Raw genomic sequence first — 21,572 nt, 5'->3', positions numbered from 1 at the left:
TGGGCCAGCATCGCATGTAAGCACGGTTAAATTTTTTGATGCCCAGAAAATAACAAAAATTGATGACCACCTTGTTAAAAGAGGATTTAAGCAACAAGAAAATGCGATATCGAAGCGACTTGCTGGGTGACGGCAACCCAATAGAAACCGTGTGCGTTAATACTTCTCAAGGGGAAAATAGGGTAATTGTCGAAGTAGTAAATGATTTTCCGTAACAGGCAGCAATTTTAACGTAGATAGATATAGTCGCTCGTCAGGCGATTTGTTCATCACCATTATTCATCCGCTCTGCTCAGCGTCAACTAATACATCGCGATGTGAGTCATGTCTGCATCAGACACATGAGGTTAGCCACAGGAAAAATCGATTCTCAGACGGGCAGAATATGACTGTTCTTCGCAAGACCGAAGCAGTGGACGTATGTCAGGCAAAGGGGTTGTCGCAACATTATGCGGGCTGGCAGGTCTGCTACTGTCGACATATCGTTACTCGGCTCAGCGTTCGGTTGCTGATACGCAACAGTCTCTACGCATTGAGCTGGCGTTTTGGTTACGGGGATATCTGGCAGCTTTTACCGTTATTATGAAATCCGATTAGGTGAACAAAGCCCCAAAATTTCATCAGGGGCTTTCGACAGGCTTACTTCGTGTAGCTATTTCGAATGGTACGCAGAATGACACGCCCGTTTGGCTCTTCGCCATCGCCCTGAATGACAGAGAAGGTGTTTCCATCAAGGCATTTATCAATTCTTTTTTGACCTAATTCTGTAATACGCCAGGAGGCATCCGCAGCTTTTTTATAATCATAATCGTTGACTTCAGTGTTATCTTTAGCATGGATAACAATCCTGATTCCCTCTGTTTCCCATACTTTATCTTCAAAATCACGTACTTTCATTTTTAATCCCTATTGCTGTTTTTCGTCTAAATAATCCTAAGGCCCCTTTAGATGTTAAAACCTAAACAATCCTTTAAATGCTCAGGAGCCAAATGAGAATAACGCATTATTATCTTAATGTCTCTATGGACGAGCATTAATGTAGAACTAATGAGTTTCCACCATTCATCATAAATCGACTGGTAAAAGTGTGCCGTACCATGCGGGTGAGTTGTCGTGCTGGTAATTCTGTGTGTGCTCTTTCCAGTACAGCTCGAAACATGCAATAACATGCCCTAACAGATGATCTTTTTTATCCCGGCTAAGGCGGCATAAAGTTCTTTATCGATTAGAACGATGTTTTTTTCTGTCATATATTGTGATTTATACGATTTTATATTCGTGGGCTGGCTTTTTCTCATGTTTACCGCCTCAACAAGGGAGTGTTATTGAAGACAGACTATGATTACGTCTTCTGAACTCTGTGCAATTTGTTGCCGTCTATCTGCTGAAGTTGAGGCGCTTAAAGCAGAAACAAAAAAGCCACCCTTGCGAGGTGGCTTAATTATATGATTTTAATGCTAAAATTTGGTGGCCCCTGTTGGGTTTGAACCAACGACCAAGCGATTATGAGTCGCCTGCTCTAACCACTGAGCTAAGGGGCCGTGGCGCTGGATTATAAAGTAACTGGCGACGCCAATCCAGTCTCGGTGTCGCGGCTGCTGAATTTGTAAGCAGGCGCGGCGTAAGTCTTTATACTTTACAGATCCGAGAGTTAACAGGAGAGGACATGATTAACGATATTCTTGAGCCGGGTCTGCGGGTGGTCTTTTGCGGGATCAATCCGGGAAAGTCGTCGGCGCATACGGGCTTTCATTTTGCGCATCCGGGTAATCGCTTCTGGAAGGTTATTCATCTGGCCGGGTTTACGGATCGCCAGCTGAAGCCTGAAGAAGAGCGCCATTTGCTGGATACGCGCTGTGGCATCACGAAACTCGTGGAGCGCCCGACGGTGCAGGCGAACGAAGTGGACGTAAAAGAATTGCATGAAGGCGGGCGCAATTTGATTAAAAAAATCGAAGATTTTCAGCCAGATGCGCTCGCGGTGCTGGGCAAAAAAGCCTATGAGCAAGCATTCAGTCAGCGCGGTGTGAAGTGGGGTAAACAGAAGCTTAAAATCGGTAAGACGGAAATTTGGGTGCTGCCGAACCCGAGCGGGCTGAATCGCGCTTCGCTCGATAAGCTGGTGGAAGCCTACCGGGAGCTTGACGACGCGCTGGTGGCGCGCGGCAGATAGCATAACGGCGCAACTCTCGCTGCGCCGTTATGAGCAGAAAAAGGCAGGTGGCTTAGCCGCCAGCCTGTTCAATAATCAGCTTACCGAGCGACGACTGGATGCGGAAGCAGAGCGTCTTGATTTGCGACTGATACATCGTGATGACAATGTCGTTTAGCTCCGGCGTCATCCCGTCTTTCAGTGCCAGATATTTCCCCGTTTTCGCGGAAAGTGCGTCCATTTCAGCGGCGTAGCGGCTGTAGGTTTTCGGGCCGTAGTGCTTGAGCGCGTCGAGCTCTTTACGGCAGGTCGCCATGCTGTTGGTGCTTTCAGAGGCTGCCGAGAAAGGCTGGCTTTCAGGCTGCTGTGGAGCAGGCGGCGTTTGCGCGGCGACCGGAGCGGGCGCTGGCGTAAGCGGCGTTACCTGGCTTTTTGGCGGCTGGCTGGCGCATCCGGCCAGTAAAACGCATGTCATAAATAACAGCGACTTGTTCATCCCGGTTCCTTGCAATGTTATCAACGCGATGTTTCATTTTTATACGCAAAATCTCACAGCAAATTACTCAGAATCTATAATCCTGACAAATTCTTTTTGCTAATTAATCCACGCATATCACGATGATTTATCGTTGCAGGGCCGCCTGTTGAAAGGTAGCCCGTAAAAGTCGCTTTAGTCATTTCTGGTGCCAATAAAAAAGCCCTCCGAAGAGGGCTTTTTAAACGCGTTATCACAGACGATTAATCGTCCAGGAAGCTGCGCAGCACTTCAGAACGGCTTGGGTGACGCAGCTTACGCAGCGCCTTCGCTTCGATCTGACGGATACGTTCGCGGGTTACGTCGAACTGTTTACCCACTTCTTCCAGCGTGTGGTCGGTGTTCATGTCGATACCGAAACGCATACGCAGCACTTTCGCTTCACGCGCGGTGAGACCTGCCAGCACGTCGTGCGTCGCCGCACGCAGGCTTTCGGTGGTCGCGGAGTCCAGCGGCAGCTCGAGGGTGGTATCCTCGATGAAATCCCCCAGATGCGAATCTTCATCGTCGCCGATCGGCGTTTCCATGGAGATAGGCTCTTTGGCGATTTTCAGCACTTTGCGGATTTTGTCTTCCGGCATCAGCATGCGCTCGGCCAGCTCTTCCGGCGTCGGCTCGCGGCCCATCTCCTGCAGCATCTGGCGGGAAATACGATTGAGCTTGTTGATGGTCTCAATCATGTGCACCGGAATACGAATGGTGCGCGCCTGATCCGCGATAGAGCGGGTGATGGCCTGACGGATCCACCAGGTTGCATAGGTAGAGAACTTGTAGCCGCGGCGGTATTCGAATTTATCTACCGCTTTCATCAGGCCGATGTTGCCTTCCTGAATCAGATCGAGGAACTGCAGACCGCGGTTGGTGTATTTCTTGGCGATAGAAATAACCAGACGCAGGTTCGCCTCAACCATCTCTTTCTTCGCACGACGCGCTTTCGCTTCGCCGATAGACATGCGACGGTTAATATCTTTTACCTGCTCAATGGTCAGGCCGGTTTCTTCTTCGATCTGCTGCAGTTTTTGCAGGCTGCGGTGCACATCTTCCGCCACGTCGTGGAGCTTTTCAGACCACGGTTTGTTCATGGCGATTGCCGCGTTAAACCAGGTTTCGCTGGTTTCGTTGCCGGTGAAGAGGGTGATGAAGTTCTTCTTCGGCATTTTGCACTGCTCAACGCACATCTTCATGATGATACGTTCCTGGGTACGCACGCGGTCCATCATGGTACGCATGCTGTTCACCAGATAGTCAAACTGCTTCGGCACCAGGCGGAACTGTTTGAACACTTCAGAAAGCTTCAGGATCTCTTCCTGAGACGCCGCGTTGCTGCGGCCTTTGGCTTTGATGGTGTCGCGGGTCACTTCGTACTGGGTACGCAGCTCGCCAAATTTTTCACGGGCCAGTTCCGGATCGATGCTGTTGTCGTCGTCGCTGCTGTCGTCGTCAGACTCTTCGTCTTCATCTTCGTCATCATCCATCTCTTCCTGAGAGAGTTCTGAGCCGACATGCGTTGCGGTAGGCGCCAGATCTTCTTCGGCGTTCGGATCGACAAAGCCGGTTATCAGATCCGAAAGACGCGCTTCGCCCGCTTCAACGCGATCGTACTGCTCCAGCAGATAGGTGATCGCTTCCGGGTATTCGGCGACAGAGCACTGAACCTGATTGATGCCGTCTTCGATGCGTTTAGCGATGTCAATTTCGCCTTCACGGGTCAACAGCTCAACGGTACCCATTTCACGCATGTACATACGAACCGGGTCAGTGGTGCGCCCGATTTCAGATTCAACGCTTGAGAGCACCTGGGCCGCAGCTTCTTCCGCGTCTTCGTCGGTGCTGTTGGAGTTTTCAGCAAGCAACAGATCGTCGGCGTCCGGCGCTTCTTCCATCACCTGGATGCCCATGTCGTTAATCATTTGGATGATGTCTTCGATCTGATCGGAGTCGACGATATCTTCCGGCAGATGGTCATTGACCTCGGCATAGGTCAGATAGCCCTGCTCCTTACCACGGGTGACAAGAAGCTTAAGCTGTGACTGCGGGTTTTGCTCCATAAGACGGTATCCACACTTATTTCATGAGGTTGGTGTCGGTAGGCGTTGCCGCCAACAATAACGTATGCCCCGGGGCTCATATCACAACATGTTGCAAGCGACGGCGTTTCAATAGTGCCTGGACGCTTCGACAGCGATATAAAACCACAGGGCGGTGCGGGCTGTTTTATTATTGCCGCTGCCCGGCAGTGCGGCTCTCGGGTGCACCCGATCGTCAATCGGCAATTAAGCCGCGGAATTTATTTTCTGGCGCGCGCCTCGGTAATGATGCGCACTTCTTCGCGCTCCGCCGCGCTAAGTCCCTGGGTGCGCGAGCGGGCGATCAATTCTGTTAGTCTCAACTCCAGCACGGAATCAAACATATGGTCCAGCGCGTCGGTGAACGTTTTCTCTGCGATATCCTTATCTGCTATATCGTCCCACGTTGAGAGTTTTTCAAGGGTAGCGGCCTCTTTTGTACCGCGATAATGTTCGAGCAACTGCCCGGTGGTCAGACCAGGCTGCGAAAGACAAGTATTGACCAGCTCTGCAAAGAGCTCCAGTCCTGGCAGCTTTGTTTTGTCCAATGCGGCCAGTGAGGGCACCAGGGGCGCCAGCTCAGGATTCTGGACTAATAATCCTATCAGTATACGCATGGTTGTACGCTTTAGCGCCGGCGCAGGCCGCGTTTGCGAATTATCTGCCTGGCGCGTCATCAATCGTTCAAGCTGGCTGTCATCCAGAATACCGAGCTTGTTGCCTAACTCCTGACGCAGATAGATGCGCAGCGTCTCGCCCGGCACCTGACTGATTAACGGCAGCGCCAGCGTACTGAGCTGCGCACGTCCGTCCGGCGTGCTTAAATCTACCTGCGGCAGCAGGTTGTTAAACAGGAAAGTCGAGAGCGGCTGTGCCTGCTCCATACGCGCCTCGAACGCCGCTTTGCCTTCCTGACGAACCAGCGTATCCGGGTCTTCGCCATCGGGCAGAAACATAAAGCGTAGCTGACGTCCGTCCGTCATGTAAGGCAGCGCGGTTTCCAGCGCGCGCCACGCGGCGCTTCTGCCTGCTCTGTCGCCGTCGTAACAGCAAATCACGTTATTCGTGACACGAAAAAGCATCTGGATATGCTCTGCCGTGGTCGCGGTGCCGAGCGAGGCGACCGCATAGTTGATGTCGTACTGCGACAGCGCCACGACATCCATATAACCTTCGACCACCAGAAGCCGCGGCGGGTTCGGATCGCTTTGCTGCACTTCATAAAGGCCATACAGCTGGCGGCCCTTATGGAAAATATCGGTTTCCGGGGAGTTTAAATATTTCGGCAGCGCATCGCCTAACACGCGGCCGCCAAAGCCTATCACTCGCCCGCGCTTGTCGCGGATGGGGAACATCACCCGTTCGCGAAAGCGGTCGTAACTGCGGCCCTGATCGTTGGTCACCAGCATGCCCGCGTCGATAAGCGACTTGCGGTTTTCGCTGTTATTGCCAAAACGCTTGAGCACGTTGTCCCAGCCCGGCGGCGCGTAGCCAATCGCGAAACGTTCAATAACCGATTCGCTCAGCCCGCGTTTTGCCAGATACTGGCGCGCTGGTTCGGCGCTTTGCGCCTGTAAGGCCTGACGATAAAAACCGTTCAGCCCGTCCAGCAGCTCATATAGCGTCTGGCGCTGGTGACGCTCTATCTGCGTCGGTCCGCTACCCGCTTCGAACGGCACTTCCAGATTATGCATGGCCGCCAGCTCTTCGACGGTCTCGACGAATTCGAGCTTGTCGTAATTCATCAGGAAGTCGATAGCGTTGCCGTGCGCGCCGCAACCGAAGCAGTGATAAAACTGTTTTTCGCCGTTTACGGTGAAAGAGGGGGTTTTTTCATTATGGAAGGGACAGCACGCGTGGTAGTTCTTGCCCTGCTTCTTGAGCTTTACCCGTGCGTCTATCAGGTCGACGATATCGGTGCGAGCCAGCAGATCATTGATAAAGACACGTGGGATTCGTCCAGCCATAAGCCCCGTTTTTATCAGCCCATAAACGAGAATAAGCCGCGCATTCCTTTCGGAAGCACGGCCTCTACAACTACTACTCTGTCTGTTTCAGGGGACAATATCCCCTGAGGAATTAGTACAGACGAGTACGGCGTGCGTTTTCGCGAGCCAGTTTCTTCGCGTGACGTTTCACTGCGGAAGCTTTGGCGCGTTTACGTTCGGTAGTCGGTTTTTCATAGAATTCACGACGACGAACTTCCGCCAGAACACCCGCTTTCTCGCAGGAACGTTTGAAGCGACGCAGTGCTACGTCGAACGGCTCGTTTTCACGTACTTTAATTACCGGCATGTGCCTCTCACCTTTGATTAATTCGGTTCTGCTGGCATCAGATAGCCAGCTTATTTCAAAATGGTGCGGAATTTTACTGCAACTGCTGCTGCTTTGTAAAGCACCGCCAGGACCAGAAACGCGGTTTTTGTGCGGTCTATTCCAGGGGCACGTATTATACACTATCTGGCCGCCTGGGTTGAGCAAAGTTTTACATCGGCCACCGTTGGCCCTACACTGCGCGGCAGGCGAGAGAGGTAAGAAAAACCATGCGTGTACTGGGAATTGAGACATCCTGTGATGAAACCGGCATCGCGATTTATGACGATGAAAACGGGTTATTAGCCAACCAATTGTATAGTCAGGTAAAACTGCATGCCGATTACGGCGGCGTCGTGCCTGAACTGGCCTCGCGCGATCACGTGCGTAAAACTGTGCCCCTGATTCAGGCTGCCATAAAAGAAGCGGGCCTGACGGCGAAGGATATCGACGCGGTGGCGTATACCGCAGGGCCAGGACTTGTGGGCGCGCTGTTAGTCGGCGCGACGGTCGGCCGCGCGCTGGCGTTCGCCTGGGATGTGCCTGCGGTGCCGGTGCACCACATGGAAGGCCATCTGCTGGCACCGATGTTAGAAGACAATCCGCCCGAATTTCCTTTCGTGGCGCTACTGGTTTCTGGCGGCCATACGCAGCTTATCAGCGTGACGGGGATCGGCCAGTATGAATTGCTGGGCGAGTCTATTGACGACGCTGCGGGCGAAGCGTTCGATAAAACCGCCAAGCTGCTGGGTCTTGATTACCCGGGCGGCCCGATGCTGTCGAAAATGGCGGCGCAGGGCACAGCGGGGCGTTTTACCTTTCCGCGTCCGATGACCGACCGTCCGGGCCTGGATTTCAGTTTCTCCGGGCTGAAAACCTTCGCCGCGAATACCATCCGTGATAACGGCACCGACGATCAGACCCGCGCCGATATTGCGCGCGCGTTTGAAGATGCGGTGGTGGATACCCTGATGATCAAATGCCGCCGTGCGCTGGATCAGACCGGCTTTAAGCGTCTGGTGATGGCAGGCGGCGTGAGCGCTAACCGAACTTTGCGCGCGCGTCTCGCGGAAATGATGCAAAAACGCGGCGGCGAGGTTTTCTATGCGCGCCCGGAATTCTGTACCGATAACGGTGCGATGATCGCCTATGCGGGCATGGTGCGTCTGAAAGCGAAAGGCGAAGCGGGGCTTGGCGTGACCGTGCGTCCGCGCTGGCCGCTTTCGGAGCTGCCTGCCGCGTAACGCGTCAGCAAAGTCATAAAGAAAAGGAGTGAATCATCACTCCTTTTTTTGTGGCCGCTTTTTGCGAAACCGGCTCCAGATTTTGCTTTCCTGGCCGCGCCACAGGCGCTGAATATTATCGTGATGGCGCAGAAGGATAAGACACGAGAGCATCGCTACCGGGAACGTAAACTGCGGCTTAAACCACCAGACATAAAACGGTGCCACCAGCGCGCTGACGATCGCGCCAAGCGAGGAATACCCGCTCAGTAACACCGTCAGAAGCCAGGTGCCTGCCATCACACCGGTGAGATCCCAGCCGATAGGCGCAATCGCGCCGAACGCCGTCGCCACGCCTTTACCGCCGCGAAAATGGAAAAAGATCGGCCAGATATGGCCCAGACAGGCGGCGATGGCGATAAGCCCCAGCCAGAACGGCGTTACGCCCAACGCATACGCGCCCCAGACCGGCAGCATGCCTTTCAGCACATCGAATATCAGTACCGCCAGGGCTGCTCCCTTGCCGCCAATTCGCAGGACGTTGGTCGCTCCGGGGTTGCCGGAACCGCTGTCACGAGGATCGGGAAGACCCGCGATGCGGCAGACCAGAATGGCGCTGGAGATCGAGCCGCAAAGGTACGCGAGGAGGATCATTCCAGGCGCGATTGCACTCATAACGCTGTTCCGTTGTGAAAATGTCGTTGTATTCTCTGCATCTGTGGATAATACGCATATTTTGCCGGAAGTGGTATCCGGCGGGGCTAAAAACAGGCAGGGCCGTGATGGACATAGTATTTATAGAGCAACTTTCGGTAATCACCACTATTGGCGTTTACGACTGGGAACAGACCATCGAGCAGAAACTCGTGTTCGATATCGAAATCGGCTGGGACAACCGGGCGGCGGCGGCGAGTGATGACGTGCGCGACTGTCTGAGCTACGCGGACGTTACGCAGGCGGTGCTGGAGCATGTCGGTAATGGTCGTTTCGCGCTGGTGGAACGGGTGGCGGAAGAAGTCGCGGAGATCATTCTGACGCGCTTTAACGCTCCCTGGGTGCGCATCAAATTAAGCAAGCCAGGCGCAGTGGCGCAGGCCGCGAATGTCGGCGTGATGATTGAGCGTAGCAATAATCCGAATTAAAACATTTAAATTCATAATGAGTAAACCAAACGCGGGTATACCGGTCATAATGCAGGAACTTACGCGGCCGTCGCGCTGACTGCCGCGTTTTTTAGCGCTTATTTTTTGGGGTACGAGGGTTTACTGAATGACTGATATGCACTCGCTGCTGGTGGCGGCGATCCTGGGCATTGTTGAAGGGCTCACCGAATTCCTGCCGGTCTCCAGTACCGGTCATATGATAATTGTGGGTCACCTGCTGGGGTTTGAAGGCGACACTGCGAAAACTTTCGAAGTGGTTATCCAGTTGGGTTCCATTCTGGCGGTCGTCGTGATGTTCTGGCGTCGCCTGTTCGGGCTCATTGGCATCCATTTCGGGCATCCGCCGCATGAAGGCGTCGGCAAAGGTCGCCTGTCGCTCATCCACATTTTGCTTGGTATGGTGCCGGCGGTCGTGCTGGGGCTGGTGTTCCACGATTTCATCAAGTCGCTGTTTAACCCGATCAACGTGATGTATGCGCTGGTGGTGGGCGGCGTGCTGCTGATTATCGCCGAAGTGCTGAAGCCGAAAGAGCCAAAAGCGCCGGGGCTGGACGACATGACGTACCGCCAGGCGTTTTTTATTGGCTGCTTCCAGTGTCTGGCGCTGTGGCCGGGCTTCTCGCGTTCCGGGGCGACCATTTCCGGCGGTATGCTGGTGGGCGTGAGCCGCTATGCGGCTTCTGAATTCTCGTTCCTGCTCGCCGTACCGATGATGATGGGGGCCACCGCGCTCGATCTCTATAAAAGCATGGGCTTCCTGACGATGGCGGATCTGCCGATGTTCGCGGTCGGTTTTGTCACCGCCTTCGTCGTGGCGCTGGTGGCGATCAAAACCTTCCTGCACATCATCAAACGTATCTCTTTTATTCCTTTCGCGATTTACCGTTTTATCGTGGCTGCCGCCGTTTTCGCGGTGTTCATGTAAACGTCTTAGCCCTCAGCCGCTGGCTGGGGGCATCGCTCTTCCTTCCAGGCCGCCACCGCGCGAATACGCCGTTTTGTCAGTTCCTCACGAATCGCCGGGCCGGTAAAGCCTGCTTCCACCACCTCTTTTGGCGACACCGCGCGCGCCACCTCCCACGCTTCGCGCAATAGCCGCGCCTGCGGATAATCTTTCGCTTCAAAGCCGGTGCGTCCGCGCACGTCCGCTTCGCTGGTGATGGCAATCTGCTCCACGCGCTGCGGCTTGCGCCAGGCGTCTATCGAATCAAACAGGCCCACAATGGTGCGCGGCTTGAGTATCGGGAAGGTGTGGATCAGGTCATGGAACTCGGCCACCAGTTTCGCGAGATCGCGAATGTCGTTTGGCACGCGCAGCCGCTCGCAAACCTGCGCCACCAGCCGCACGCCCGCCGGGCCGTGGCCGTGATGACGCGGCCAGAGGTGCGGCGGCGTCAGGCCTTTACCGAGATCGTGGCACAGCGCGGCAAAGCGCACGTCTACCGCCGGGCTTAACATCGCGGCCATGGCGAGCGTCATCAGCGTATGGATGCCGGTGTCGATTTCCGGGTGCCATTTGGCGGGCGCCGGAACGCCGAACAGTTTATCGACTTCCGGGAACAGCACTTTCAGCGCGCCGCACTCGTGCAGCATCAGGAAGTAGATTTGCGGGTTGCGAGTAGTGAGCGCGCTTTCGGTCTCTTTCCAGACGCGCTCCGCCGTCAGATGCTCCAGTTCACCGTTCTCCGCCATCTCGCGCATGAGCGAAAGGGTCTCCGGCGCGATGCGAAACCCGAGATGCGCATAACGCGCGGCGAAGCGGGCCACGCGCAGCACGCGCAGCGGATCTTCGTTAAAGGCGGGCGAGACATGGCGCAGCAGGCGCGCTTTTAAATCGTCGCGGCCGTGGTACGGGTCGATAAATTCGCCGGAATCATCCTGAGCGATGGCGTTAATGGTGAGATCGCGGCGCTGTAAATCCTGCTCCAGCGTTACGTCCGGCGCGGCATAGCAGGTAAAGCCAGTGTATCCCTGGCCGGATTTCCGCTCGGTGCGCGCCAGGGCGTACTCTTCGTGGGTTTGCGGATGCAAAAACACCGGGAAATCTTTCCCGACTTGCTGATACCCAAGCGCCAGCATTTCGGCGGGCGTGGCGCCCACGACCACCCAGTCTTTGTCTTTTACCGGCAGCCCTAACAGGGCATCGCGTACCGCACCACCAACCAGATAACTCTTCACGCATTCCACTCCGACATCAATTCAGCCGACAGATAATACGTTAAGTGTAGAGGAGATGGTGAGTGAAAAGGGCAGCGGGCGCTGCCCTGAGAGGATTAGTTCATCCAGCGGTCTTTGCGTTTGCGGCTTGGGATCATGTGCGGGAGCAGCAAACCGAGCAGCAAACCAACACCCAGCACGCCGCCGCCATACATAAACCACTGCATGATGATGGTGCGCTGTTTATCGTCGATCTGGATAATGGCGGCGTTCACTTTCTTCTGCGCCACGATAAGCTCGTTTTTGAGCTTCTGGTTCTCATTTTTCAGGCCGTTGATGATGCCATCGCTCGCCGCGACTTTCTTCTGCATCTCCGCCGTGCGCTGATTCCAGGTGGTGTCGATATTCGTCAGCTTATCGGTCAGGGTTTTGACCTGATTTTCCAGCTCCGGCACGCGGGTACGCAGGCTGGGCTCGCTTTTCAGCTGTTCCAGCGGGATCCACGACGTGCGGCCGCTGGCATCACGAATCTGTCCATATTTGCCGTTACTTTCGAGCAGTGCGACTTCTTCGCCGGCGTTGACCGTGCCGACCAGGCGGTAATTGTCACCAGGGCCGCTACGCACCCAGGTGTTGAGTTCATCCGAGACATAGCGTTTTTCTTCGGCAACGGCCTGGAAAGTGACGCTAAGCGCAAGCAGGGAAAAGCAAATCAGACGTAATTTGTGCATCAGTTGGTCGTTATTGTCGTTGAAAGTGGAACGATAGTAGTGGCATCAGTCTGACGATGCAAAGCGTAAACCTGAATGGGAATCTTCCTGGTCAGCCCGTCGCCCGCCACCGTGGCAAATTTCGTGTTTTGATAGCGTCAAAAAGCCTTAAACATGGCAATTTTTCGCAAAATACTATCTACTGACAGATACTAGGCTATTAAGTTCGCTGGAGTTTTCTTCAGTGTGACCCAACGAGTAAAGCAAAGACATGGCTCAGGAAATCGAACTCAAATTTATCGTCGACCCGGAACAGATTGACGCGCTGCGCGCCACGCTGAACGCCCTTGAGGCTGAACACAGCGCCCCGCGCCAGTTGGTCAACATCTACTACGAAACCGCGGACAACCAGTTGCGCCGTCACGATATGGGGCTGCGTATCCGCGGCGATAATGGTCGTTATGAAATGACCATGAAAGTGGCGGGCCGCACGACCGGCGGGCTGCATCAGCGCCCGGAATATAACGTCGCGCTGGAATCCCCGGCGCTTGCGCTCACGCGCTTCCCGGCGGAAGTCTGGCCGGAAGGGCTGTCGCCCGAGACATTGCAGGTGGCGGTGAAGCCGCTGTTCAGCACCGATTTCGCCCGTGAAAAGTGGGTGGTTACTTACGGCGAAAGCCGCATTGAGCTTGCGCTTGATCGCGGCGAAGTGAAAGCCGGCGAGCTGGCTGAACCGATCTGCGAGTTGGAGCTGGAACTGCTGCAGGGCGAGGCGGCCGATGTGCTGAAATTCGCCCGTCAGCTGGTGGCGAAACCGGGCCTGCGCCAGGGCAGCCTCAGCAAAGCGGCGCGCGGCTATCATCTGGCTCAGGGGAATCCTGAACGTCCGCTGCGTCCGCTGACGCTTCTTAAAGTGCCTGCGAAAATCACGGTCGAACAGGGGCTTGAAGCGTCGCTGGAATGGGCGCTCGATCACTGGCTGTACCACGAAGAGCTGTGGCTGCGCGGTAACGACAAAGCGAAGCAGCAGGTGCGTGAGGCCATTGCGCTGGTGCGCCATACGCTGGCGCTGTTCGGCGGCATTGTTCCGCGAAAAGCGAGCACTCGCTTACGCGATCTGCTGACCCAGTGCGAAGCGACGCTTGCGACCGACGCATCGGCCCAGACGGTGGCTTTCAGCGCCATTCAGGCCTCTGCGCGCCTGGCGCTCACCGAATGGCTGATTTTCCGTAGCTGGCAGCCTTTCCTTGATGAAAAGGGCCGTCAGAAAATGGCGGATTCCTGGAAACGCTTTGCCGATATCAACCTCTCGCGTCACGCCGCGGAACTGAAAGCCGCGTTTGGTCAGCCGCTCGGCGACCGCTACGTTGATCAGCTGCCGCGCCTTTCGCGTGAACTGGACGCGCTGCGCCTGCTGGCGGGCGTCTATGACGACACCGTCGCGCTGTTCTGGCTCGATAACTGGCAGGGGCTGCGTCACGCCATCGAAACCGGCCAGCGTATTGAAATCGAGCATTTCCGCAATGAGGCTATCTCGCAGGCGCCGTTCTGGCGGCACAGCGGGAAAGTGTAAATAACCACAGGAAACCCGCATGAGGCCGCTCTCCCTCCCTTTGCAACAGCAGTGGCAAGCCGTGGTGGAGCGGCTGCCGTTTGATGCCGCCGCGCTCAGCGATGACGCGCGCGCGGTGCTCACCTTCAGCGATTTTGTCCGCGAGGCGCTCAGCGCGCACCCGGAATGGCTGAGCGGGCTGGAAGCCGCGCCGCCCTCGCCTGATGAATGGCGTCACTATCCCGCCTGGCTTCAGACCGCGCTCGCGGAGGTTAACGACGAGGCGGCGCTGATGCGCGCGCTGCGCCAGTTCCGCCGCCGGATGATGACGCGCATCGCCTGGTCGCAGACGCTTAAGCAGGCCACCACGCAGGAAACGCTCACGCAGCTCAGCCAGCTTGCGGAAACGCTTATCGTCGCCGCGCGCGACTGGCTCTACGCCGCCTGCTGTCGCGAATGGGGCACGCCGTGCAACGCGCAGGGCGTCCCTCAGCCGCTGATGATCCTTGGCATGGGAAAACTCGGCGGCGGCGAACTCAACTTTTCTTCGGATATCGATCTTATCTTCGCCTGGCCGGAAGGCGGCTCCACCCAGGGCGGACGGCGCGAACTCGATAACGCGCAGTTTTTCACGCGCCTCGGGCAGCGGCTTATCAAAGCGCTCGACCAGCCCACGCAGGACGGTTTTGTCTACCGCGTGGACATGCGCCTGCGGCCGTTTGGCGACAGCGGCCCGCTGGTGCTGAGCTTCGCGGCACTTGAGGATTATTACCAGGAGCAGGGGCGCGACTGGGAGCGCTACGCGATGGTCAAAGCGCGCATCATGGGCGATAACAAGGACGCCTGGAGTCAGGAGCTGCGCGCCATGCTGCGGCCGTTTATCTTCCGCCGCTATATCGATTTCAGCGTGATCCAGTCGCTGCGCAACATGAAAGGCATGATTGCCCGTGAAGTACGCCGCCGGGGGCTGACCGATAATATCAAGCTTGGTGCGGGCGGCATCCGCGAAACCGAGTTTATCGTTCAGGTGTTCCAGCTGATCCGCGGCGGGCGCGAGCCGTCGTTACAGCAGCGCTCGCTGCTGCCGACGCTTGAGGCGATTGAGCAACTGCATCTGCTCTCGCCGGATGACGCCACTTGCCTGCGCGACGCCTATCTTTTCCTGCGGCGTCTCGAAAACCTGCTGCAAAGCATTAACGATGAACAGACCCAGACGCTGCCGGGCGACGCGCTGAACCGCGCGCGTCTGGCCTGGGCAATGGACGAAGAGAGCTGGGAAGCGCTCAGCGCGCGGCTGGAGCGCCATATGGCGGGCGTGCGGCGCGTGTTTAACGAGCTTATCGGCGATGAAGAGCCGGGCACGGGCGAAGAGGCGCTGAACGAAGGCTGGCGCGAGCTGTGGCATGACGCGCTTGATGCCGACGACGACACGCCGGTGCTGAGCGAGCTCGGCGCGGAAAGCCGGATGCGGTTCCTCGCGACGCTCGCGGATTTTCGTAAAGAGACCGAAAAGCGCACCATCGGCCCGCGCGGTCGTCAGGTGCTTGATAATTTGATGCCGCCTTTGCTGAACGCCGTCTGTGCAAGCCCGGACGACGCGGCGCTGGCGCTCTCCCGCGTGACGCCGCTGCTCACCGGCATTGTCACCCGTACCACCTACCTTGAGCTGCTAAGCGAATATCCCGGCGCGCTGAAGCACTTAATTCGCCTGTGCGCCGCCTCGCCGATGGTCGCAAGCCAGCTGGCGCGCTACCCGCTACTGCTTGATGAACTGCTCGACCCGAATACGCTCTATCAGCCGACGGCGATGGACGCCTATCGCGACGAGCTGCGCCAGTATCTGCTGCGCGTGCCGGATGACGACGAAGAACAACAGCTTGAGGCGCTGCGCCAGTTTAAACAGGCGCAACTGCTGCGCGTGGCGGCGGCGGATATCGCCGGTACGCTGCCGGTGATGAAAGTGAGCGATCACTTAACCTGGCTTGCCGAGGCGATTATTGATGCGGTAGTGCAGCAGGCGTGGGGCCATATGGTGGCGCGCTACGGCCAGCCGACGCATCTGCGCGATCGCGACGGGCGCGGTTTCGCGGTGGTGGGCTATGGCAAGCTCGGCGGCTGGGAGCTCGGCTACAGCTCCGATCTCGATTTAGTCTTCCTGCATGACTGCCCGGCGGATGTCATGACCGACGGCGAGCGCGAAATCGATGGCCGCCAGTTCTATCTGCGCCTGGCGCAGCGCATTATGCATCTCTTCAGCACCCGCACGTCGTCCGGCATTCTCTATGAAGTGGACGCCCGTCTGCGCCCGTCCGGCGCGGCAGGCATGCTGGTGACTACCGCGGAAGCGTTCGCCGATTACCAGAAAAACGAGGCCTGGACGTGGGAGCATCAGGCGCTGGTGCGCGCCCGCGTCGTCTACGGCGACAGGCCGCTGCAGGCGCAGTTTGACGCGATTCGCCGCGACGTCCTCGCCACCCCGCGCGAGGGCGACAAGCTACAAACCGACGTGCGCGAAATGCGCGAGAAAATGCGCGCGCATCTGGGTAATAAACACCGCGACCGGTTTGATATCAAAGCCGATGAAGGCGGCATTACGGATATCGAATTTATTACGCAGTATCTGGTGCTGCGCTACGCGCCGGAGCAGCCGAAGCTGACGCGCTGGTCCGATAACGTGCGTATTCTGGAGCTGCTGGCGCAAAATGACATTATGCGCGAGGACGAGGCGAAAGCGCTGACGCACGCCTATGTTACGCTGCGCGATGAACTGCACCATCTGGCCTTGCAAGAACAGCCAGGTCATGTGGCGCACACGGCGTTCGGGCCTGAGCGCGAACAGGTGCGCGAGAGCTGGCGGCGCTGGCTGGCCCCGGCGTAACCGTGCGATTGCGCGTAACTGTGCTATCATCGCGCGCAAATTTTGGTGTCTCTCAGGAGAGTCAGGAATGAAAGTAACGCTGCCCGATTTTGAACGCGCAGGCGTCATGGTAGTGGGTGATGTGATGCTGGACCGCTACTGGTATGGCCCGACGAGCCGCATTTCACCAGAAGCGCCGGTGCCGGTCGTCAAAGTGGAAACCATCGAAGAGCGCCCGGGCGGCGCGGCGAACGTGGCGATGAACATCGCGTCTCTGGGCGCCAGCTCGCGCCTGGTCGGCCTGACGGGTATTGACGACGCGGCGCGCGCGCTCAGCCAGTCTCTGGCACAGGTGAACGTGAAATGTGATTTTGTGTCAGTGCCGACGCACCCGACCATCACCAAGCTGCGCGTGCTGTCCCGCAATCAGCAACTGATCCGCCTCGATTTCGAAGAAGGCTTCGATGGCGTGGATCCCGAGCCGCTGCACGAGCGCATTAACCAGGCGCTGGGGCAGATCGGCGCGCTGGTACTTTCTGACTACGCCAAAGGCGCGCTCGCAAGCGTTCAGCAGATGATCCAGCTGGCGCGTAAAGCAGGCGTTCCGGTGCTTATCGATCCGAAAGGCACCGATTTTGAGCGCTATCGCGGCGCGACATTGCTGACGCCGAACCTGTCTGAGTTTGAAGCAGTGGCAGGCAAGTGCAAAACCGAGCAGGACATTGTCGAGCGCGGCATGAAAATCATCGCCGATTTCGATCTCAGCGCGCTGCTGGTGACCCGCTCAGAGCAGGGTATGACGCTGCTGCAACCGGGCAAAGCGCCGTTCCACCTGCCGACGCAGGCGCAGGAAGTCTATGACGTGACCGGCGCGGGCGATACCGTGATTGGCGTGCTGGCGGCGACGCTGGCGTCCGGCAATTCGCTGGAAGAAGCCTGCTTCTTCGCCAACGCGGCGGCGGGTGTGGTCGTCGGCAAACTCGGTACATCAACCGTGTCGCCGGTCGAACTGGAAAACGCGGTGCGCGGACGCGCGGAAACCGGCTTTGGCGTGATGAGCGAGGCGGCGCTGAAAGAAGCCGTACTGGCCGCACGCAAGCGCGGCGAGAAAGTGGTGATGACCAACGGCGTGTTCGACATCCTTCATGCAGGCCACGTCTCGTATCTGGCGAACGCGCGCAAGCTTGGCGATCGCCTGATTGTGGCGGTCAACAGCGACGCCTCCACCCGACGCCTGAAAGGCGATACGCGCCCGGTAAACCCGCAGGAGCAGCGTATGATTGTGCTGGCCGCGCTGGAAGCGGTGGACTGGGTGGTGCCGTTTGAAGAAGACACGCCGCAGCGGCTGATTAGTGAAATCCTGCCGGATCTGCTGGTTAAAGGTGGCGACTACAAACCTGAAGATATCGCGGGCAGCAAAGAGGTGTGGGCGAATGGCGGGGACGTCATGGTGCTGAACTTCGAAGATGGCTGCTCGACCACCAATATCATCAAGAAGATCCAGAAGAACAGCTAACGCGCGTTGCACGAACGCCCCTTGCCTGGCAGGGGGCGTTGTCGTTTCTGTCAGTCCTGTTTGTCGAGGCTATCGACCGGCGGGATGGCAGGTGGCGGCGTCACGGCGGTCACGGGCGCGCTGGCGCTGCCTGCGGTCGTGGTCGCTGAGGCGTCAGCCGGTGCAGAGGCCGCAGCGCCACGCGATTCCAGCGCGGTCAGACGCTGCTCCAGCGCCGTCAGTTTCTCGCGAGTGCGCAGCAGTACCTGCGTCTGCACGTCAAACTCCTCACGACTCACCAGATCCAGGCGAGACAGCTGAGCCTGCAGTACCTGGCGGATTTTCTTCTCAACATCTTCCCCGATCTCACGGATCCCTTTTGGCATCGATTCATGGACCTGACGGGCGATCTGTTCAATTTTCTTCGGGTCAATCATAGCGGTTTCCCTGATCTGGTATGGTCTGAAGAGTAATTGTAATCGCTGATCGGAAGGGTATAAACCGGAAATGTTTGAATCTCATGCATTGCCGACGATTATCAATGGCGTTATAGTTATCCCGCTTATTCTCAGGGCGGGGTGAAATTCCCCACCGGCGGTAAATCAGGCTTGTTCTGCTCCAGCGCGAAAGCGAAGACGCAAGATAAACTGAAAGCCCGCGAGCGCTTCAGGTTGTTTCTGAAGGTCAGCAGATCCGGTGTAATTCCGGGGCCGACGGTTAAAGTCCGGATGGGAGAGGGTAACGATCTGCCTGGGCTTGCGCCCACTCACGTTATTTTGCTTGCCGCTTGCCGGCACTCCTAAGACCGCCCTGATTCTGGTAATCCATATAATTAATGAGGTTTCTTTACCATGAATCAGACGCTTCTTTCTGCTTTTGGCACCGCTTTTGAACGCGTGGAAAACGCGATCGCCGCACTTCGCGAAGGGCGCGGCGTGATGGTGCTCGATGACGAGAACCGTGAAAACGAAGGCGACATGATTTTCGCCGCCGAAACCATGACTGTTGAACAGATGGCGCTGACCATCCGTCACGGCAGCGGCATCGTCTGCCTGTGCCTGACCGAGGAACGCCGTAAACAGCTCGACCTGCCGATGATGGTGGAAAACAACACCAGCGCGTTCGGCACCGGTTTTACTGTAACCATCGAAGCGGCGCACGGCGTGACCACCGGCGTTTCCGCCGCCGACCGCATTACGACCATTCGCGCGGCGATTGCCGACGACGCGAAACCGTCCGATCTGCACCGTCCTGGCCACGTTTTCCCGCTGCGCGCGCAGCCGGGCGGCGTACTGACCCGCGGCGGCCACACCGAAGCGACTATCGATTTAGTCTCGCTGGCGGGCTTTAAACCGGCAGGCGTGCTGTGTGAACTGACTAACGACGACGGCACCATGGCGCGCGCGCCGGAGTGCATCGCGTTTGCCCGCGAACACAATATGCCGGTCGTGACTATTGAAGATTTAGTGAGCTATCGCCAGGCGCAGGAGCGCAAAGCGAGCTGACAAAAAGCCCGGCGAGCGCCGGGCCTGAATGCATCTGAAAAGCCCGGTCTGACCGGGCTTTTTTTATTAGCCGCTAAGGCCGCTCGTTTGCAGCAGCGTCAGGCTTAACCCCATCACCGACATGCCGCACAGCACGCCGTAGCTCGGGTTGTTATGCGGATCGATCTCTTTGGCAAGCGGCATCAGCTCATCCACCGACAGCGCCACCATGATCCCGGCGACCGCCGCCATAATCGCCGCCATGACCACCGGCGACACCATGGTACCGAGAATAAGCCACGCCAGCACGCCGCCCAGAATTTCGGCCATCCCGGAGAGGCCCGCCCAGATAACCGCTTTACGACGCGAGCCGGTGGCCGCGTAAACCGGGCCCGCCACCGCCAGCCCTTCCGGGATGTTGTGCAGCGCGACGGCGAGCGCAATCCCGAAGCCCAGCTCCAGGTTGGTGCTGGCCGTCACATAGGTGGCGATACCTTCCGGGAAGTTATGCAGGCTGATGCCCAGCGTCAGCAGAAGGGCGGTGCGGCGCAGATTGCGTGACGCATGGGTCGGCGGCGAGTCGATAAGATCCTGCGGGTGCGCGTGCGGCAATATACGATCGAGCGCGAAATAGCCGAGCAGGCCGACAATAAACATGCCATACCCCAGCACCGGTGACATGCCGTCTTCGCCGAGCGCGGCGGGCAACATTTCCATTAGCGAAATCAGCAGCATAATGCCTGCGGCAAAGCCCAGCGAGAAGGCCAGCAGCCGGTTGGAGGGCTTCTGCCCCAGCACACCGAGCAGCGCGCCGATAAACGTGGCGCCACCCGCCAGTAAGGTCAGGATCAGAGGCACTGACATCGAACACTCCTTTTTGATAATAATTATCATTAATTTATCGGGCGGAACGGAAAAGTCGAGGCCCGTCCGTGGCTTTTACAGATTACTTACATTCAAATTTTCTGATGGTCTTCATCACGGTTATCTCCGTTCTTTCTGTGTGCGATAAGCGTAAGGTAGCGTTATTGATATTACCGTTTCAGGATACAAAAATGACTGCTTCCACTCGCATGCCCGCACTGTTTCTGGGCCACGGCAGCCCGATGAACGTGCTGGAAGATAACCGTTATACCCGCGCCTGGCGCACGCTTGGCGAAACGCTGCCGCGTCCGAAAGCCATTGTGATGGTCTCGGCCCACTGGTTTACGCGCGGCACCGGCGTCACCGCGATGGAGCAGCCGCAAACCATTCACGATTTCGGCGGTTTCCCGCAGGCGCTGTTCGATACGCACTATCCGGCACCCGGCTCGCCCGCGCTGGCACAGCGCGTCGTGGATCTCCTGGCGCCGCTGCCAGTCACGCTTGATAAAGACGCCTGGGGCTTTGACCACGGTGCCTGGGGCGTACTGATAAAAATGTATCCGCAGGCCGATATTCCGCTGGTGCAACTGAGTATAGACAGCACCAAACCCCCGGTCTGGCACTATCAGATGGGCCAGCGCCTTGCGGCGCTTCGCGACGAGGGCGTCATGCTGGTGGCGAGCGGCAACGTCGTCCATAACCTGCGTACCGCGCGCTGGCATGGCGAAGGCGAGCCGTATGCGTGGGCAGAGTCGTTCAATAACTTTGTTAAAGAGAATCTGACGTGGCGCGGCGAGGCGGCAGAGCACCCGCTGGTCAACTATCTGGCGCATCCCGGCGGCAGCCTGTCGAACCCGACGGCAGAGCACTTCCTGCCGCTGCTGTACACGCTCGGCGCGTGGGACGGCAGCGAAAGCATCAGCATTCCGGTCGATGGGCTGGAAATGGCGTCGTTGAGTATGTTATCGGTGCAGGTGGGTTAACCATGGCGCCCTGGGGCG

The 21,572-nt window shown here is 57.3% G+C and carries 19 protein-coding genes, 1 tRNA gene, 1 pseudogene and 1 riboswitch; of the genes and pseudogenes, 10 read left to right on the top strand and 11 right to left on the bottom strand.

Features of this window, described 5'->3' with window-relative positions; translation table 11 throughout:
- Window positions 1-397: 397 nt before the first annotated feature.
- Window positions 398-574: pseudogene (locus tag G6041_RS21455) on the top strand (IS3 family transposase); the annotation flags it as partial.
- A gap of 65 nt (window positions 575-639) precedes the next feature.
- Here G6041_RS21455 and G6041_RS12740 read toward each other — a convergent pair.
- Together G6041_RS12740 and G6041_RS12735 are read right to left on the bottom strand one after the other, a co-directional pair.
- Window positions 640-897 carry a hypothetical protein gene (locus G6041_RS12740; RefSeq protein WP_012123803.1) on the bottom strand — a complete coding sequence of 86 codons (258 nt, stop codon included), beginning with the start codon at window positions 895-897 and terminating at the stop codon, window positions 640-642.
- Window positions 898-1,465: 568 nt separating this feature from the next.
- Window positions 1,466-1,541, bottom strand: a tRNA-Ile gene (locus G6041_RS12735).
- 125 nt (window positions 1,542-1,666) lie between these two features.
- Here G6041_RS12735 and mug point away from each other — a divergent pair.
- Window positions 1,667-2,173 carry a G/U mismatch-specific DNA glycosylase gene (gene mug, locus G6041_RS12730; RefSeq protein ID WP_004385589.1) on the top strand — a complete coding sequence of 169 codons (507 nt, stop codon included), beginning with the start codon at window positions 1,667-1,669 and terminating at the stop codon, window positions 2,171-2,173.
- Window positions 2,174-2,225: 52 nt separating this feature from the next.
- Here mug and G6041_RS12725 read toward each other — a convergent pair whose 3' ends face one another.
- The 4 genes from G6041_RS12725 to rpsU form a co-directional block, all read right to left on the bottom strand.
- Entirely contained in the window at window positions 2,226-2,648 is a 423-nt protein-coding gene (locus G6041_RS12725) for a hypothetical protein (protein WP_004385590.1), read from the bottom strand.
- A gap of 242 nt (window positions 2,649-2,890) precedes the next feature.
- Window positions 2,891-4,735 carry an RNA polymerase sigma factor RpoD gene (rpoD, locus tag G6041_RS12720; RefSeq protein ID WP_004385591.1) on the bottom strand — a complete coding sequence of 615 codons (1,845 nt, stop codon included), beginning with the start codon at window positions 4,733-4,735 and terminating at the stop codon, window positions 2,891-2,893.
- Between the two features lie 239 nt (window positions 4,736-4,974).
- A complete protein-coding gene (gene dnaG / locus G6041_RS12715) occupies window positions 4,975-6,720 on the bottom strand; it encodes a DNA primase (protein WP_012123805.1) in 1,746 nt (581 codons plus the stop codon).
- A gap of 112 nt (window positions 6,721-6,832) precedes the next feature.
- Entirely contained in the window at window positions 6,833-7,048 is a 216-nt protein-coding gene (rpsU, locus tag G6041_RS12710; RefSeq protein WP_001144069.1) for a 30S ribosomal protein S21, read from the bottom strand.
- Window positions 7,049-7,296: 248 nt separating this feature from the next.
- Here rpsU and tsaD point away from each other — a divergent pair, with 248 nt between their 5' ends.
- On the top strand, window positions 7,297-8,310 hold the full coding sequence (gene tsaD, locus G6041_RS12705; RefSeq protein WP_007778149.1) for a tRNA (adenosine(37)-N6)-threonylcarbamoyltransferase complex transferase subunit TsaD: 1,014 nt from the start codon (window positions 7,297-7,299) through the stop codon (window positions 8,308-8,310).
- Window positions 8,311-8,346: 36 nt separating this feature from the next.
- On the opposite strand, the gene plsY is transcribed toward tsaD, so the two are convergent.
- Window positions 8,347-8,964, bottom strand: coding sequence for a glycerol-3-phosphate 1-O-acyltransferase PlsY (gene plsY / locus G6041_RS12700; RefSeq protein WP_012123807.1), 618 nt, complete (start codon window positions 8,962-8,964; stop codon window positions 8,347-8,349).
- A gap of 107 nt (window positions 8,965-9,071) precedes the next feature.
- Here plsY and folB point away from each other — a divergent pair, with 107 nt between their 5' ends.
- Both folB and bacA read left to right on the top strand, forming a co-directional pair.
- On the top strand, window positions 9,072-9,431 hold the full coding sequence (gene folB, locus G6041_RS12695; protein WP_007707315.1) for a bifunctional dihydroneopterin aldolase/7,8-dihydroneopterin epimerase: 360 nt from the start codon (window positions 9,072-9,074) through the stop codon (window positions 9,429-9,431).
- Between the two features lie 127 nt (window positions 9,432-9,558).
- On the top strand, window positions 9,559-10,377 hold the full coding sequence (bacA, locus tag G6041_RS12690; RefSeq protein ID WP_004385596.1) for an undecaprenyl-diphosphate phosphatase: 819 nt from the start codon (window positions 9,559-9,561) through the stop codon (window positions 10,375-10,377).
- A 5-nt stretch (window positions 10,378-10,382) separates the two neighbouring features.
- On the opposite strand, the gene G6041_RS12685 is transcribed toward bacA, so the two are convergent.
- Window positions 10,383-11,630 carry a multifunctional CCA addition/repair protein gene (locus G6041_RS12685; protein WP_012123809.1) on the bottom strand — a complete coding sequence of 416 codons (1,248 nt, stop codon included), beginning with the start codon at window positions 11,628-11,630 and terminating at the stop codon, window positions 10,383-10,385.
- A gap of 95 nt (window positions 11,631-11,725) precedes the next feature.
- Complete coding sequence (locus G6041_RS12680) at window positions 11,726-12,340, bottom strand: TIGR04211 family SH3 domain-containing protein (RefSeq protein ID WP_012123810.1); 615 nt, start codon at window positions 12,338-12,340, stop codon at window positions 11,726-11,728.
- 250 nt (window positions 12,341-12,590) lie between these two features.
- Here G6041_RS12680 and G6041_RS12675 point away from each other — a divergent pair, with 250 nt between their 5' ends.
- From G6041_RS12675 to hldE, 3 genes are all read left to right on the top strand, one after another.
- A complete protein-coding gene (locus tag G6041_RS12675) occupies window positions 12,591-13,892 on the top strand; it encodes a CYTH domain-containing protein (RefSeq protein WP_012123811.1) in 1,302 nt (433 codons plus the stop codon).
- A 19-nt stretch (window positions 13,893-13,911) separates the two neighbouring features.
- The gene (gene glnE, locus G6041_RS12670; RefSeq protein WP_012123812.1) at window positions 13,912-16,749 is read left to right on the top strand and encodes a bifunctional [glutamate--ammonia ligase]-adenylyl-L-tyrosine phosphorylase/[glutamate--ammonia-ligase] adenylyltransferase; all 2,838 of its coding nucleotides are present in this window, start codon (window positions 13,912-13,914) and stop codon (window positions 16,747-16,749) included.
- Between the two features lie 67 nt (window positions 16,750-16,816).
- A complete protein-coding gene (gene hldE / locus G6041_RS12665) occupies window positions 16,817-18,244 on the top strand; it encodes a bifunctional D-glycero-beta-D-manno-heptose-7-phosphate kinase/D-glycero-beta-D-manno-heptose 1-phosphate adenylyltransferase HldE (protein WP_004385601.1) in 1,428 nt (475 codons plus the stop codon).
- 50 nt (window positions 18,245-18,294) lie between these two features.
- Here hldE and ubiK read toward each other — a convergent pair whose 3' ends face one another.
- Window positions 18,295-18,660 (bottom strand): ubiquinone biosynthesis accessory factor UbiK, encoded by a 366-nt coding sequence (ubiK, locus tag G6041_RS12660; protein WP_007895210.1) that lies wholly within the window; start codon window positions 18,658-18,660, stop codon window positions 18,295-18,297.
- Window positions 18,661-18,783: 123 nt separating this feature from the next.
- A riboswitch (FMN riboswitch) is annotated at window positions 18,784-18,967 on the top strand.
- 107 nt (window positions 18,968-19,074) lie between these two features.
- On the opposite strand from ubiK, the gene ribB reads away from it, so the two are divergent.
- The gene (gene ribB, locus G6041_RS12655) at window positions 19,075-19,728 is read left to right on the top strand and encodes a 3,4-dihydroxy-2-butanone-4-phosphate synthase (RefSeq protein ID WP_012123813.1); all 654 of its coding nucleotides are present in this window, start codon (window positions 19,075-19,077) and stop codon (window positions 19,726-19,728) included.
- Window positions 19,729-19,794: 66 nt separating this feature from the next.
- On the opposite strand, the gene zupT is transcribed toward ribB, so the two are convergent.
- Complete coding sequence (gene zupT, locus G6041_RS12650) at window positions 19,795-20,571, bottom strand: zinc transporter ZupT (RefSeq protein ID WP_041460375.1); 777 nt, start codon at window positions 20,569-20,571, stop codon at window positions 19,795-19,797.
- A 191-nt stretch (window positions 20,572-20,762) separates the two neighbouring features.
- On the opposite strand from zupT, the gene ygiD reads away from it, so the two are divergent.
- Entirely contained in the window at window positions 20,763-21,554 is a 792-nt protein-coding gene (gene ygiD, locus G6041_RS12645) for a 4,5-DOPA dioxygenase extradiol (RefSeq protein ID WP_041460376.1), read from the top strand.
- The last annotated feature ends 18 nt before the right edge of the window (window positions 21,555-21,572 follow it).

It is taken from the genome of Cronobacter sp. HA18003, from assembly GCF_011605905.1.
GTDB lineage: Bacteria > Pseudomonadota > Gammaproteobacteria > Enterobacterales > Enterobacteriaceae > Cronobacter > Cronobacter sakazakii.
The sequence above is the reverse complement of the archived record's forward strand: the minus strand, read 5'-3'. Positions and strand labels throughout refer to the sequence as shown.